We start from the raw sequence: 15,646 nt of genomic DNA on the forward strand, positions 1-15,646 counted from the left end.
GTAGGCTGCTTTAGTAATAGCGTTGCTGTAGGTCTTAGCTAATCGTTAGGTAATCGTTAGCTAAGAAAGAAGCGGTAGGACGGGTTATCCGACTCGTCTTTATAGCCATAGCCTAGCTCTTCTAAGTGACTTGAGAAGCGTTCAATATCATCTTCTGTCAGCTCAAATCCACACAGCACACGGCCGTAATCGGCACCGTGGTTACGGTAGTTGAATAGGCTGATGTTCCAATGAGTACCTAGCGTACTTAAGAACTTAACCAGCGCGCCTGGGTATTCCGGGAACTCAAAGCTGTATAAGCGCTCTTGCAGTGGTTTTTTCGGCTTACCACCGACCATATAACGCACGTGCAGTTTCGCCATCTCATCATCGGACAAATCAACAACCGGGTATCCACCCTCTTGCAGATCGGCGATGATGCTATCAAGTTCAGCCTGTCCTTCAAGTAAGCGAACACCGACAAAGATATTCGCTTGCTCGTCATCGTTATAGCGGTAGTTAAACTCAGTCACCGCGCGACCACCGATCAGGTTGCAGAACTCAAAGAATGCGCCTTGACGCTCTGGGATAGTCACCGCCAGTAAGCCCTCACGTTTTTCACCCAATTCACAGCGCTCAGAAACATAACGCAAGCCATGGAAATTGGTGTTTGCACCCGACAAAACCGTGGCAAGCTTGTTGTTCTTCAGCTCATTTTGCTCTGCGAATTTCTTCAATCCAGCCAGTGCTAACGCACCTGAAGGCTCGGCAATAGCGCGAGTATCTTCGAAGATATCCTTAACTGCGGCGCAGATTTCATCGCTAGACACAGTAATGTGTCCGTCGATATTCTCGTTGCACAGACGGAAGGTTTCGCTACCGATCTGCTTAACAGCCACACCATCGGCGAACATGCTTACTTGATCTAGGGTTACGGGGTGTCCAGCGTCTAATGCCGCTTTCAAACACGCAGAGTCTTCCGGCTCAACCGCAATAACCTTGATGTTTGGCATTAGCTGCTTAACCAATACCGATACACCTGCGGCCAAACCGCCGCCACCGACAGGAACAAAGATGTAATCCAAGTGACCGTTTTGCTGGATCATCTCCATGCCAATCGTGCCTTGACCTGCAATCACTAGCGGGTGATCAAAGGGCGGCACGAAGGTATAGCCATGCAGCTCAGAAAGACGCACAGCCTCAGCCTTAGCCTCATCAAAGTTACTGCCATGCAGTACAACAGTGCCGCCGAAAGCTCGAACGGCGTCGACCTTGATATCGGGCGTCGTTTTTGGCATCACAATAGTGGTGTTGATGCCAAGCTTAGTGCCAGAGTACGCCATACCTTGAGCATGGTTTCCTGCCGATGCAGCGATGACGCCTGCCTGCTTTTGCTCTTCAGTTAGGCTGGCGACCATGTTGTAGGCGCCGCGCAATTTGAAGGAGTGAACCGGCTGGCGATCTTCTCGTTTTATCTGAATATCATTGTGTAATCGCTCCGATAAACGAGGCATATCTTGCAACTGAGTTACCGTTGCTACCTCATAGATCGGTGCACGCAGAATTTGGCGCAGATAATCTGCGCCAGACAGTGGGGTAGTAAGACTCATAGTCTTACTCCTCAAACTTAGACTTATCTCTTACCGCGCCTTTGTCTGCACTGGTTGCCATGCTTGCGTAGGCTTTAAGAGCAAACGAAACAGAGCGCTCACGAGACACAGGTTTCCAGCCAAGCTTATCTTGAGCTTCACGGCGATCAGCCAGTTCTGCTTCAGAAACAAGTAGCTCGATGGTGCGGTTAGGAATATCGATAGCAACTTGGTCGCCGGAATTTACTAGACCGATAATGCCACCAGCAGCTGCTTCTGGAGAAGCATGACCAATAGACAGACCCGCAGTACCGCCAGAGAAGCGACCATCGGTAAGCAGAGCACACTCTTTGCCAAGACCCATAGACTTAAGGTAAGTCGTTGGGTACAGCATTTCTTGCATACCTGGACCACCTTTAGGGCCCTCGTAGCGAATAATAACTACATCACCAGATTTCACCTTGCCACCCAAGATGCCGTCTACGGCGTCTTCTTGGCTTTCAAACACAACAGCAGGACCTGTGAATGTAAGAATGCTTTCATCTACGCCAGCGGTTTTTACGATACAACCATCCATCGCGATGTTGCCCTTAAGAACAGCTAGGCCACCGTCTTGGCTATACGCATTCTCTTTGCTACGGATACAGCCAGCTTCGCGGTCGTCATCCAGAGATTCCCAGCGACAGTCTTGAGAGAAGGCTTTAGTGGTACGAATACCTGCAGGGCCTGCACGGAAGAAGGATTTCACATCCTCAGATTCCGTTTGCATGATGTCGTACTGAGCAAGTTGCTCATCCATTGAAAGGTCAAGAACAGTGCGCGCTTCGTTGTTTAGCAAGCCTGCACGGTTTAGCTCTCCTAAAATGGCCATTACGCCACCAGCACGGTGCACATCTTCCATGTGATACAGCGGAGTGGATGGTGCGACTTTACATAGGTTTGGTACGCGGCGAGACATCGCATCGATATCTTCCATGGTAAAGTCGACGTCACCTTCTTGAGCTGCAGCGATCAGGTGCAATACGGTGTTGGTTGAGCCGCCCATGGCAATATCTAGAGCTACGGCGTTTTCAAATGCTTTTTTAGATGCAATATTGCGAGGCAGTGCCGACTCATCGTCCTGCTCGTAGTAGCGCTTGGTTAGCTCTACAATACGTTTACCGGCATTGATGAACAGGCTTTCACGGTCTGCGTGAGTTGCCAGCATAGAGCCGTTACCCGGCTGAGAAAGACCTAGCGCTTCAGTTAGGCAGTTCATTGAGTTTGCGGTGAACATACCAGAACAAGAACCACATGTTGGACATGCGCTACGTTCAACTTGCTCGCTTTGCTCGTCAGATACCGTTGGATCGGCACTTTGCATCATGGCATCAACAAGGTCTAGCTTGATTAGCTGATCTGAAAGCTTGGTTTTACCCGCTTCCATTGGACCACCAGAGACAAAGATGACAGGGATGTTTAGGCGCATAGAGGCCATTAGCATTCCTGGAGTGATTTTGTCGCAGTTTGAGATACACACCATAGCATCGGCACAGTGTGCATTCACCATGTACTCTACCGAGTCTGCGATAAGCTCGCGTGAGGGTAGAGAGTACAGCATGCCGCCGTGACCCATTGCGATACCATCATCAACAGCGATGGTGTTAAATTCTTTAGCGATACCACCGGCTTGCTCGATTTCTCTCGCAACCAGTTGACCCATGTCTTTAAGGTGAACGTGTCCTGGTACGAACTGAGTAAATGAGTTTACGACAGCAATAATCGGCTTACCGAAATCTTCGTCTTTTACTCCAGTTGCGCGCCATAGTGCGCGTGCGCCAGCCATGTTTCGGCCGTGAGTAGTCGTTGCGCTACGATAGATTGGCATAATTCTTCCTTATTTCTCTGCGTCAGCTGGGTAAACGTAGTCTAACCAGCCCCACTTATCTTCAGTTGTGCCATTAAATAGGCCAAAGTATGTTTCTTGTAGATCTTTCGTGATTGGACCGCGCTTACCTTCGCCTACGACAATTTGGTCGACAGAGCGAACTGGAACGATCTCAGCGGCAGTGCCGGTCATGAAGATCTCATCAGCTAGATACAAGGCTTCGCGAGCAATGTTCGATTCAACAATCTCGTAGCCTTTATCGCGCGCTAGAACCATGATGGAATCACGAGTGATACCCGGCAGGATTGCTGCTGTTGCTGGTGGGGTGATGATAACGCCATCTTTAACCACAAAGATGTTCTCGCCAGCACCTTCAGATAGGTAACCATCAACACTTAGCGCGATACCTTCATCGTAACCGTGACGACGAGCTTCACCACCAACAAGTAGTGATGATAGGTAGTTACCGCCAGCTTTAGCTGCGGTTGGGATGGTGTTTGGTGCTGCACGATTCCAGCTAGAGATCATAGCGTCAACGCCATTTTCCAGAGCTTCTTCACCTAGGTATGAACCCCAAGGGAAGGCTGCGATGATCAGCTCCATCTCTGAATCCACAGGAGGACAAACACCTAGGCCAACATTACCGACAAAACCCAGTGGGCGAATGTAGGCACTTTCTAGTTTGTTTACGCGAATGGTTTCGCGAGTGGCTTCCATGATTTCCTCAATCGTGTAAGGGATTGGGAAGCGATAGATTTTTGCTGAGTTCTTAAGGCGCTTTGCGTGTTCTGGATGACGGAAAACAATTGGGCCTTTAGGTGTGTTGTAACAACGAACACCTTCGAATACTGAAGTACCGTAATGCATTGCATGAGTGAGCACGTGTACGTTGGCTTCTGCCCACGGAACCATTTCACCGTTAAACCAAATAAAATCTGCTGTCTTTGTAGCCATTGCTGCTTTCCTTATGCGCTCACTTTGTGCTGTAAATTGTTGTTAGGGAGTTCGTTGTTGTCGATCTTGATGACATCTACGCTAATCACATCCCACAGTTTTTCAATCTGATTGGTTAAAAATGTGATGGGACGTTCACTGTCGACAATGATCTCCACACTGGCGATCTTGCTCTGATGATTCTGCGTGCCAGCAACCTGACGAACGGTAAAACCACGATGACGGACAACGCGTAATACACGCTCCAACAACACTGGCTTATCATCCGCTTTAATATCTAGTAAGTATCTTTCCATGGTTGCCTCTATTAGGTGTTCTCTAGCATGTCTTCATTGGATGCACCTGGTGGTACCAATGGCCATACGTTTTCTTCTTCATCAATTAACACGTGCAGTAGATAAGCGGTTTTGCTCTCTAGCATTTCTTTCAATGCTGGCTCTACTTCTTCTTTCTTGGTGATGGTTTTTCCTGGAATATCAAATGCTTTGGCCAGCATGATAAAGTCAGGGTTATCATCAAGGATGGTTTCGCTATGGCGACCATCGAAGAACAAGGATTGCCACTGGCGAACCATGCCCAAGCGTTGGTTATTGATTAAGACCATCTTTACAGGGATCTGGCGGCGTTTCAGAGTGCCAAGCTCTTGCACGTTCATCATGAACGAGCCATCACCAGAGATAAGAATTGATTGATCATCAGGTCTTGCTACCGCAGCGCCCATGGCGGCTGGCAAACCAAAGCCCATAGTGCCTAGGCCTGCTGATGAGATAAAGTTCTGAGGGTCGCGAGGCTGAATATGCTGTGCTGCCCACATTTGATGCTGGCCAACATCGGTAGATACCATTGAGCTATCTGGCATCATGTCTGACAGTTGCTTCATTAATAGTGGAGCAAAGATCAAATCACCTGGGTGGTCATAGCGCCATTTGAAGCCGCTACGTAGGCTCTCACAGTGGTGAACCCAAGGCGTAATGTCATTTTCTAGGTGCAGTTGCGGCAAGATTTCACGCATATCACCACGCAAGATAGCGTTGGCATGACGCAGCTTGTTGAACTCTGCTTTATCGATATCTAGATGGATAATCTTGGCATGCGGTGCAAAGGTGTCTAATTTACCCGTCACTCGGTCATCGAAGCGCGCACCCACAACGATTAATAGGTCGGCCTCTTGCACAATAAGGTTAGCCGCTTTGGTGCCGTGCATACCCAACATACCAAGGTAGTGTGGGTCATGACGCTCAATAGTCCCCAATCCTTTTAGGGTACTTACCGATGGCATCGGGTTATCAGATAGAAACTGGCGAACGGTATCCGTTGCTTTAGCCAATTGAACACCGCCACCCACATACAACACTGGACGACGACTCTCACGCAGTAGCGCTTGTGCTAGGCGATAATCCTCAGGCTGAGGTACAGGCATCATTGGTTGTTGGAATGCAGGAAATTCGGTATCTGGAGCTTGCGCTAGCTGAACGTCTTTTGCGATATCAACGATGACAGGTCCTGGGCGTCCTGCTTTTGCTACTTCAAACGCCTCAGCGAGTGTTGGAGCAAGGTCATTGATATCAGTCACTAGATAGCTATGCTTGGTACAAGAGAGAGACATACCAATCACATCCATTTCTTGGAATGCATCGGTACCGATATGAGAACTCGCCACCTGTCCGGTGATTGCAACAACTGGAACAGAATCAAGGAAGGCATCAGCAAGACCTGTTACTAGGTTGGTCGCTCCAGGTCCTGAAGTCGCCATGCACACTGCAACATCTTGTGTTGAGCGAGACATACCGATAGCAGCCATTGCTGCACCTTGCTCATGTCGGCAGAGGATATGCTCAACGCCACCATCGTACAATGCGTCGTAGATTGGCATGATAGCTCCGCCAGGATAGCCAAAGATGGTCTTAATACCTTGCTGGCGAAGTGCTTCTACTACTAATTGTGCACCCGTCATTGGCCTTCTCCTTGTAATAAGGCAAATTGCTGCCTAGTTGTGTTCTCAGTCTTACTGCACATCTTGTGCTCCATTTCCAATCGTTGTCTCAATGAGACCTTTAAAACTAAAAAAAAGCCCCCGAACTTTTCAGTGCGAGGGCTTGTAAGTCTTGCTGTGCTAATTTGCGCCTACTCGCCCTCGCGCGGTGTGAATAATCACCACGACAATCAGGTTCACCAGAGAAAGTAGTCGAAGAGTAGGTTGCATAATTCCCAAATAAAGTTGCACAGTGCTTATGCCATTAGTGGTATCACAATTTCTTGCGACCTGACAAGGAAAAACTCATTCTTTTTTCACTTACTCACAACATGTATACGGTCTAAACCCTATTAAGGGTCGTTAATTTTGGTGCTATATGGGACTGGCAATCGTTCATAGTCGAGCAAGCTTGGGTGTGTCTGCACCCCCAGTAACTGTTGAGGTTCACATAGGTCCAGGTATGCCGGGCTTTCATCTTGTTGGACTTGCAGAGACCAGTGTTAAAGAGTCTAAAGACAGAGTGCGAAGTGCAATTCTGAACTCTAAGTTTTTATTTCCGAGTCGTAAAATTACCGTTAATTTAGCGCCAGCGGATTTGCCTAAAGATGGCGGCCGTTTTGACCTTCCTATTGCTATTGGCATCTTAGTGGCGAGTGAACAAATTCCATTAAACAAGTTGGGGGATACTGAGCTGCTAGGCGAGTTAGCACTGTCTGGAGAGTTGCGCCCAGTCAAAGGGGTTATCTCTGCGGCAATGGCAAGCAATGGTGATGGGCGAACCCTAATCACACCTCATCAAAACGCTAAGCAGGTGCGCTTGGTTGATGAAGAGAGCAATCTATCGGCTAGAAGCTTACTGCAAGTGGCCGCTTACTTGGCCTCTCAGCAACAGTTGGAATTGGAAGCTGAATCAGAAACGCCCCCTAATTCTCAGTCTGATATGGATATGCAGGACATCATAGGGCAGCAACAAGGAAAGCGGGCCTTAGAGATTGCGGCTGCCGGACAGCACAATCTGCTTTTCATTGGCCCTCCGGGTACAGGGAAAACCATGCTCGCCTCGCGCTTACCTGATCTGATACCGCCGATGAGCAAGCAAGAGGCGCTGGAAGTGGCGAGTGTCGCCTCGCTGGTGGGGTCTGATTTAGACAGCAGTACATGGCGAAAGCGTCCCTTTCGAACGCCGCATCATTCTAGCTCTATGGTAGCGTTAGTAGGGGGAGGCTCCTTCCCAAAACCCGGAGAGATCTCTTTAGCCCACAACGGCATTTTGTTCTTAGATGAGCTTGTTGAGTTTGAAAAGCGAGTACTCGATGCCCTTCGTGAGCCCTTAGAGGCGGGACAGGTAGCAATTTCTCGCGCCTCAGGGAAAACCAGCTTTCCTGCACAGTTTCAGCTTATAGGTGCGCTAAACCCCAGCCCATCAGGGTTTTATCAAGGCAGTCAGTGCCAACACACGCCTCAGGCCATACTCAAATACCTAGGTCGTATATCGGGTCCATTTCTAGACCGCTTTGATATGTCTGTGGAGATCCCTTTGTTGCCATTAGGTACTTTGAGTGAGGGTGGGGATAGAGGTGAGTCCACCGCGGACTGTCGCCAAAGGGTGGCCATCGCTAGAAAGGCAATGCTGGTGCGTGCAAATAAGCCGAACGCCTTGTTAACCAATAAAGAGATAGAGCGCCATTGTTCTCTAACAAAAGAAGATGCCGAGTTTCTGGAGTTTGCGATTGCTCGTTTAGGTTTATCTATTCGTGCTTATCATCGGATTATTCGGGTGGCGCGCACCATTGCAGATCTGGAACAGATTGAGAGTATTGAAAAACATCACTTGAGTGAGGCCTTGGGCTATCGTTCTATGGATCGGTTGTTGCGATCGCTACATCAACAAATCGCGGAGTGAAATCAATTGCTTATGCTTCATTTACTCATGGGTTTTGATCTTTTGGTATTGTTTGGAGATAAAAAACAAATCCGACCTTAATACCAGTTATTTAAATCAATGGCATAGCTAGTATAATTAGTCATCACTTTAGTTCTGGTATTTGATTTTAGTTTCACAGTTATGCTCGGTTATCTCATTCTTGTCATCAATGCCTCCTTGGTCATTTTCAATACCGCTCTCAGCTCCATTGCCATCTGCATATTTGCGCTGATCCGAGCTTTAGTGCCTATCTCTTTGGTAAAGCGATTCTCTTCCCATTATGCCAACAAGGTGATGTGGCTATGGGCTACGATTAATGCCTTGATCTTATCTTTATCAAATAAGGTTAATTGGCAGGTCGAAGGAGTCGATGGGCTCAATTACCACGGCTGGTATTTGATGCTCAGCAATCATCGCAGCTGGACTGATATTGTGGTTCTGTGTTGCGTGTTTAAAGATCGTATTCCCATGCCTAAGTTTTTTCTTAAACAACAGCTCCTCTATGTGCCGTTCTTGGGTATGGCTTGCTGGGCGTTAGATATGCCTTTTATGCGCCGTTATTCCCGAGAGTACTTGCTTAGGCATCCTGAGAAACGAGGCAAAGATTTAGACACTACCCGCCGCTCTTGCGAGAGATTTCAGCATATACCCACTACTGTGGTGAATTATGTTGAGGGGACTCGATATCGCAGCAACAGCCACAATCAAAGCCAATACAAGCACCTATTACTGCCAAAGGCGGGTGGTATCGCTTATACCTTAGCAGCCATGGGAGAGCAGTTTGATAACATTATCGATGTCACCCTTGCTTGCCCTGATAATGTTGAAAACCCATTTAAGGATATGTTGATGGGAAGAATGCAGCGCATAGTCGTAAAGGTAAACGTCTTACCGGTCGACGATCAGGTGTTAGGGGACTACTTTGGCGATAAACAGTTTAAGAGGCAGTTTCAGCTGTGGCTAGGGGACTTATGGAACAAGAAAGATAAAGAGTTAGACAAGCTATACAGCGAATAAAAAAAGGGGAGCGATGCGCTCCCCTTAACGATTACTTAAGCGTTAATAGGTAATTCACCAAGTCTGTTAGGTCTTTGGTTGATTTAATGCCACCCATCTCAACTAGGTACTTGTTGTTCACTACAATTGCAGGAACGCCACGTAAGCCACTGTCTTTAAAGTTCTTATCAAAGCGACGTACCATAGAATCTACCGCAAAGCCCTTGTAAGCAGAATCAAACTTCTTCGCATCAATGCCTTCGTCTAGGAATATTTGACGAAGCTCATCTTCGTTGCGAGGTGCAGCATTTAGGTCATGAATACGGCTGAACATAACCGGCACCATTTGGTCTTCTACCTTCAGTGCTACCATAGTCGCATAGGCTTTACTCATAGGTAGACCCATGTTGCCACCCATGAAAGAAACATGAGATTTTTGGAATTTGGCATTTGCAGGCAATGACGCCTTTAGAGACTTCATGATCGGCTCAAACTGATGACAGTGTGGGCAATAGAAAGAGAAGAACTCATTTACTGTTGGAGTTGATGATGCTGGTAGATCAAGAACCTTGTAGTGTTGGCCTTCGCTAAACTGTGCGGCGTGCGCAGATAGGGTTAAAAACATGGTTGCCACCAAGGCAATCAACTTCTTCATTTGGATACTCCTTCAATCAATAATCAGTTGGGTTTTACCAACTAGGTGTAAGAGACAATGGTGGCTCTTGTAGCACAGCCAATTGCTCTTTAATCGCCAATACCTGACCTTCCCAGTATTTTGCATCATTAAACCATGGGAATGCCACAGGGAAAGCGGGATCTTGCCATCTTTTTGCTAACCAAGACATGTAATGTATTAGACGTAGACCGCGCAAAGGCTCGATCAGTTTCAATTGATTGGTATCAAAATCGCAAAATTCTTGGTAACCCTCTAAAACAATATCCAACTGGATCAGTTTCTCATGTCGGTCACCGTTCAACAGCATCCATAAATCTTGTACAGCAGGTCCATTTCTTGCGTCATCGAGATCCACAAACATAGGGCCATCACGCCAAAGGATATTTCCTGGATGGCAATCGCCATGTAAACGGATAGGCGTATAGTCTGTTTGCCATTGCGCTTCGATAGCAGTGATCAATAACTGCATATCTTGGAAGAATGCAGACTCTATATGTGCTGGGATAAACTGGCTTTTCTTAAGTATATCGCGAGATTGATAGAGGTATTCCTCTAGACCCATTGTTGGTCGATGCTTAAATGTGGGTAACCCTTCGCTGACTTTATGAATCCGCCCTAAGAATCGCCCAACCATCTCGAGTTGATCATAGTTGTCCACTTCAAACTGACGACCGCCAACACTCTCAAATAAAGTGAAAAGATAGCCCTCATGATGATGAAGGGTTTTTCCATCAATGATCACCGGTGGGGCGATAGGTATCTCATGATCAAGCAGTGATAGCGTAAAATCGTGCTCTTCTTGGATCTGTTGCTCGCTCCAGCGTTGCGGGCGGTAAAATTTCACCACATAACGCTTCTTTTCTTCGTCGACAAACTGATACACCCGGTTCTCATAGCTATTGAGGGCTAAAAAACCAGATTCGGCGCGAACTCCGATACTGGCCAATGCATACCACATAAAATCAGGGGTCAGAGAATCAAAATTGAATAAAGAGTTCATAGTAGAGGTGTCAGCGACCAATAAAAAAGAGGGTTATACCGCAGTATAACCCTCTGATTACATTAATTCTTGTTAAAGCTGTTTGATGAAGCGACTTTCAACTTCAATGGAGAAGCCGTGCTGGTCCTCTAGCTCAAATTGAATCGTGGTGACCGAAGAGCTCAGTTGCTCAGGGTCCATACCTAGACTGATTGGCAGGTTAAACACTTCACCAGGAGAAACATTAATGGTTTGACGCCCATACCATTCAACATCAGTCAGCCCTGAAACATCAAGATTATAGCTTTGAGTTTGTTGGGTTTTGTTGATGATCTTTAGGGTATAGGTGTTTTCTATAAAGCCATCGCTGTTGGTTCGATAGAGTTGGGTACGATCCCTGATTACACTCAGTCCAGCGGGCTCTACAGAAGCGACCTGCATAACGAAAAATCCGAGCATCAAAACCATCACCAAACCGTAGCCAATGAGCTTTGGTCTCATGATCTTGGTGTGCGTGCCTTCCAGTTTGTGTTCTGTGGTGTAGCTGATCAGCCCTTTCGGATAGTTCATGCGATCCATGGTGACATCACAAGCATCGATACAAGCACCACAGTTGATGCATTCGTATTGCAGGCCATCTCGAATATCTATGCCCGTTGGGCACACCTGAACACATAAGTTGCAATCGATACAATCACCTAGACCAAGATCGCTCGGGTTGGCCTTGCGAGTACGAGGGCCTCTGTCTTCACCGCGTTTTTTGTCATATCCCACAATGAAGGTATCTTTGTCGAACATCGCCGATTGGAATCGTGCGTAGGGACACATGTGAATGCAGACGATAGAACGCATCCATCCTGCATTGGCATAGGTACATACCGCAAAGAACAAGACCCAAAAGTAGGTCCAGAAAGTGGCATCGAGAGTGAAAAAATCAAGCCACAGTTCATTGGTAGGAACGAAGTAGCCCACGAAGGTGAGGCCTGTGAGCAGCGCAATCGTGAACCAAGCAAGGTGCTTGAGTGTTTTACGAAGCGCTAGAGATGCAGTAAGCGGTTGGGAGTCTTGTTTTTTCCGTTTGTTCGCCGCACCTTCTAGCTTCTCTTCAAACCAGATATACATAAAGGTCCAAACGGTTTGTGGACAGAGATACCCGCACCACACCCTTCCTAAAAAGGTGGTAATGAAAAACAGCCCAAACGCCGCAATCATAAATAATAGGGCAAGTAGGGTGAGGTCTTGCGGATAGAGAGTCGTGCCAAAGAAGTTGAACTGCTGTTGTCCTATATCCAACAGAATAGCTTGGCGCTCCCCGTAAGGAATCCAAGGGACTAATGCGAACAGTAACAATAAGAACCAAGCCCCATAGCGACGCAGTTTTTGAAATACGCCCTTGCTTGCTCTCACATAAATGCGATTACTTGGATTAAATCTATCCCCTTGGCTTTTATGTGCCTTTGGGTTGAATTCCTTTGCCGTGACATCTTTGATGTCGATACGATCCTTGCTCATTTTACTTTTCCAACCTAAACCTTGGGCGCAGTATATCGAACAATATGAAAATTAATTGTTACATGAGTTACAGAATAGATAGGGACTGATGAACTTTCAGGTTAAGAAGCTGGGAGTAGAAGGATTAAATTGAAGGGGTTAGATGGGTCAACAAAACCGTTTGCTGACCCAGAAGGCAGTTAGTCAATAATGCCACGAGCGCGAAGAAGCGCTGTTTTGAAGTCGTCTTCCTTGTCTTTCGCTAGACCCGGGATCTCTTCTTCTTGCTCACTGTTACGCATCTTAAGGTGGTAGATAAGCACGTCGTCAGTTAGGTCTTCTAGTTTGCCTTCGTAACTTGCTTCGCTTGCAAGCTTCAGTATGAACTCAACTAGGTTTAGGTCTGGATCTTTTGTCCACTCAGGGTGTAGCAATTCAATTAATTCGTTTACGCGATGGCACTTCATGGTCTTCTCCATAGAACTCGAGATGTGCGCATAACTTAACAAAAAGGCCATAAAAAAGATAAGAAAAAAGCGCATCTGAAGATTTCAAATGCGCTTTTTAGTACAGCGAGTAAGACATTAAAAACAGGTTTCGCGGTATTGAATGAAACTTAGCTTTTTTGGTCCTCATCGGACTTCTGCTTTTTAGACGGTACAGGCGCAAAATAACTTCTACGCTGTGCCACTCGACTGCTAGGTCGAGCAAACCTGACGGTTGTTGGAAACATACTTCACCAAATAGTCAGGCATATCCTTTGCCGTTAATACAGATACTCAACGAGTATCAATGATATATCGTACCAGATAACCTTAGTCGCTGAACAATAAATGTTCTATTTTTTTAATGGGATGAATTGCAGTGTTTTGTTGAACTGGGATCAAAAAGAGCACAAATGGCTTTGGTTATAGAGCGTTTTTGAGCCAGTATAAATAGAGTTGTATTGTTTGAGAGGTCAAGCATGTCATTTTTCAAAAAAACACTGGCTAGCTTAGGTATTGGTTCTGCCAAGGTTGATTCTGTACTGCAGCAAGAAACCTTGATTCCTGGTGATCCTGTAAGGGTTGTCATCCATGTTTATGGTGGTGCTACTGAGCAGCATATTGACCACATAGACTTAAAACTGTGTTGTCGCTACATCACCGAACGAGAAGAACGACAGCCGCATAGCGAGGGTGCGCTCAAGCGCCGCGTGCCGCAAAATTACGTGTTGGATAAATGGGAGCTTCCATACTCGTTTACGATTCATCCGTCAGAGGAGCGTACTTTTGAAATCGAGCTTACTGTTCCGTTTAATACGCCACTGACGATTGGTGACTCTAAGGTGTGGCTGGAAACGGCTCTAGATATCGATCTTGCCATTGATCCTACCGATAAAGATATGCTGACGGTTCGTCCCGATCCTGTCATGGATAAGATCTTCTCTGAGCTTGAGGAGTTGGGGCTGCGTATTCGTCAGGTTGAGTGTGAGGCAGCAAAAGGGTTTGAAATGCCCTTTGTACAAGAGTTTGAGTTTGTGCCAACCACTGGTTTATTCCACGGCACGTGGCGAGAGGTGGAAATTATTGCCTACCGTGACGAACAACATCTGCAATTGTGGTTTGAGATAGACCGACAGAAGAAGGGCTTTGATGGGCTTCTATCAAACTTGCTAGGCTCATCTGAGCTTAATTGCTACCTGTCGCTGTCCAATGAATTGACCAGTGAGCAGGCAGCGCAGCAGGTAGTGGATTACCTAACGGACTTGTTTAAAGCCAAGCAAGGCTAGCGTCTCCAAAAGGCCGGCAAGAACAGTACCAGTATCGTCAGTATTTCTAGGCGGCCGAGCAGCATACCAAAGCTTAGAAGCCACTTTGCAGCATCGGGCAACGATGAGAAGTTCCCGGTTGGGCCAATCACTGAGCCCATGCCGGGGCCTACATTCGCCACGGCTGTAATGGCTCCAGAGAGGCTGGTTATGGCATCTAGGTCCATTGCACTTAAGCCGGCAGCAACGATAAGTACGGTTGCGAAAAAGGTAAGGCTAAAAGCCACAATAGAGCGAATGATATCGTCGTTAACGCGGCGTTTGTTATAGCGCTGCACGAATACGCCCGATGGGTGAATCAGTTTCATCATCTGTATTTTTAGCAGGGTAAGGGCTATCTGGAAACGGAACACCTTGATACCACCTGCTGTTGAGCCAGAGCAGGCACCCATCATCAGTAGAAACGTAAATAATACCGTGGTTAACGTGCCCCAAGCAGTAAAGTCCTCCAAGCCAAATCCTGTGGTTGTCAGCACTGAAACCACATTGAACATAGAAACCCTAAGGGCATCACTGACTTCATAGTGATCTCGCAGTACCAGCCATGCGGTGATGGCTAAACTGGCCACCATAAATAGCTTAAAGAAACCAATGACTTGAGCATCCTTGGTTAAGGCTGACAGCGATTGCTTTCTATAGGCTGCCACAAACAACAAGAATGGTAACCCACCCAGAAACATAAACAGGGTTGAGAACCATTGTGTCTGATGCGAGAAGTGGTTCATTGAGCCGTCAGAGGTTGAGTACCCACCCGTAGAAATAGTGGTAAAGGCATGATTTATCGCCTCAAAAGGAGTCATCCCCGTTGCCACATAACTCGCGAAACAGGCGAGGGTGAGGGCTAGGTAAACCACAACAATGTTTTTGGCGACGCTTTTGACTCGTGGTGAGCTTTTATCTGACCAGTCTGAGGATTCGGTCTGGAATAGGCGCATACCCCCGACGTTGAGCATCGGCAAGATAGCCACACCCATAACAATAAAGCCAATACCACCTAGCCATTGCAGTAGTGAGCGCCACAATAAGATGCTGTGGGACATATCATCAAGACCACTGAGTACGGTTGAACCTGTGGTGGTAATCCCCGACATAGTTTCAAAGTAGGCATCGGTGAAGCTGATATGGTTGATGAAGACAAACGGTAGGGCGGCAAAGATAGTACTTACCACCCACACCAGTGTCGTGACCAAGAAAACATCTCTGACATTGAGTTTGAACTGTTTAGTACGCCCGAAACTTAAGCAAATAAATGAGACCAAGTGGGTGATAGCAACCGCTTGGGCAAATTCAACGAAGCCACTGCCGGGATTAAATATCGCCAGAATAGTCGGTGGATACATGAACAGGGCTAGTTTTGATAGCACCAGCCCAAGAACAAACAGTATCGGTCGTACGTTTACCATTGG

The 15,646-nt window shown here is 47.0% G+C and carries 13 protein-coding genes; 3 read left to right on the forward strand and 10 right to left on the reverse strand.

Annotation, left to right across the window (positions count from 1 at the left end; translation table 11 throughout):
- Nucleotides 1–56: 56 nt before the first annotated feature.
- The 5 genes from ilvA to ilvG are packed head-to-tail and all read right to left on the reverse strand — an operon-like array spanning nt 57 to nt 6,343.
- Entirely contained in the window at nt 57–1,589 is a 1,533-nt protein-coding gene (ilvA, locus tag A6E01_RS00140; protein ID WP_017029781.1) for a threonine ammonia-lyase, biosynthetic, read from the reverse strand.
- A 4-nt stretch (nt 1,590–1,593) separates the two neighbouring features.
- Nucleotides 1,594–3,435, reverse strand: a complete 1,842-nt coding sequence (gene ilvD, locus A6E01_RS00145; protein ID WP_017033059.1) for a dihydroxy-acid dehydratase — start codon at nt 3,433–3,435, stop codon at nt 1,594–1,596.
- A 9-nt stretch (nt 3,436–3,444) separates the two neighbouring features.
- Entirely contained in the window at nt 3,445–4,389 is a 945-nt protein-coding gene (gene ilvE / locus A6E01_RS00150; RefSeq protein WP_017029779.1) for a branched-chain-amino-acid transaminase, read from the reverse strand.
- Between the two features lie 11 nt (nt 4,390–4,400).
- Complete coding sequence (ilvM, locus tag A6E01_RS00155; protein ID WP_017029778.1) at nt 4,401–4,685, reverse strand: acetolactate synthase 2 small subunit; 285 nt, start codon at nt 4,683–4,685, stop codon at nt 4,401–4,403.
- A gap of 11 nt (nt 4,686–4,696) precedes the next feature.
- A complete protein-coding gene (ilvG, locus tag A6E01_RS00160; RefSeq protein ID WP_017029777.1) occupies nt 4,697–6,343 on the reverse strand; it encodes an acetolactate synthase 2 catalytic subunit in 1,647 nt (548 codons plus the stop codon).
- 397 nt (nt 6,344–6,740) lie between these two features.
- On the opposite strand from ilvG, the gene A6E01_RS00165 reads away from it, so the two are divergent.
- A complete protein-coding gene (locus A6E01_RS00165) occupies nt 6,741–8,267 on the forward strand; it encodes a YifB family Mg chelatase-like AAA ATPase (RefSeq protein WP_065209336.1) in 1,527 nt (508 codons plus the stop codon).
- Nucleotides 8,268–8,429: 162 nt separating this feature from the next.
- A complete protein-coding gene (locus A6E01_RS00170; protein WP_065209337.1) occupies nt 8,430–9,305 on the forward strand; it encodes an acyltransferase in 876 nt (291 codons plus the stop codon).
- Nucleotides 9,306–9,336: 31 nt separating this feature from the next.
- On the opposite strand, the gene A6E01_RS00175 is transcribed toward A6E01_RS00170, so the two are convergent.
- From A6E01_RS00175 to A6E01_RS00190, 4 genes are all read right to left on the reverse strand, one after another.
- Nucleotides 9,337–9,939, reverse strand: coding sequence for a thiol:disulfide interchange protein DsbA/DsbL (locus tag A6E01_RS00175; RefSeq protein WP_017029774.1), 603 nt, complete (start codon nt 9,937–9,939; stop codon nt 9,337–9,339).
- A gap of 34 nt (nt 9,940–9,973) precedes the next feature.
- Nucleotides 9,974–10,960 (reverse strand): serine/threonine protein kinase, encoded by a 987-nt coding sequence (locus tag A6E01_RS00180; RefSeq protein ID WP_017029773.1) that lies wholly within the window; start codon nt 10,958–10,960, stop codon nt 9,974–9,976.
- Between the two features lie 72 nt (nt 10,961–11,032).
- Nucleotides 11,033–12,451, reverse strand: coding sequence for a cytochrome c oxidase accessory protein CcoG (gene ccoG / locus A6E01_RS00185; protein WP_017029772.1), 1,419 nt, complete (start codon nt 12,449–12,451; stop codon nt 11,033–11,035).
- 179 nt (nt 12,452–12,630) lie between these two features.
- Nucleotides 12,631–12,897 carry a YihD family protein gene (locus tag A6E01_RS00190; protein WP_017029771.1) on the reverse strand — a complete coding sequence of 89 codons (267 nt, stop codon included), beginning with the start codon at nt 12,895–12,897 and terminating at the stop codon, nt 12,631–12,633.
- A gap of 497 nt (nt 12,898–13,394) precedes the next feature.
- On the opposite strand from A6E01_RS00190, the gene A6E01_RS00195 reads away from it, so the two are divergent.
- Complete coding sequence (locus A6E01_RS00195) at nt 13,395–14,201, forward strand: sporulation protein (RefSeq protein WP_017029770.1); 807 nt, start codon at nt 13,395–13,397, stop codon at nt 14,199–14,201.
- Here the strand turns inward: A6E01_RS00195 and A6E01_RS00200 are convergent.
- Nucleotides 14,198–15,643, reverse strand: coding sequence for a TrkH family potassium uptake protein (locus A6E01_RS00200; RefSeq protein WP_017029769.1), 1,446 nt, complete (start codon nt 15,641–15,643; stop codon nt 14,198–14,200). The genes A6E01_RS00195 and A6E01_RS00200 overlap by 4 nt on opposite strands.
- Between the last annotated feature and the right edge of the window lie 3 nt (nt 15,644–15,646).

This window comes from Vibrio breoganii, from assembly GCF_001677275.1.
Classification (GTDB): Bacteria; Pseudomonadota; Gammaproteobacteria; order Enterobacterales; family Vibrionaceae; genus Vibrio; species Vibrio breoganii.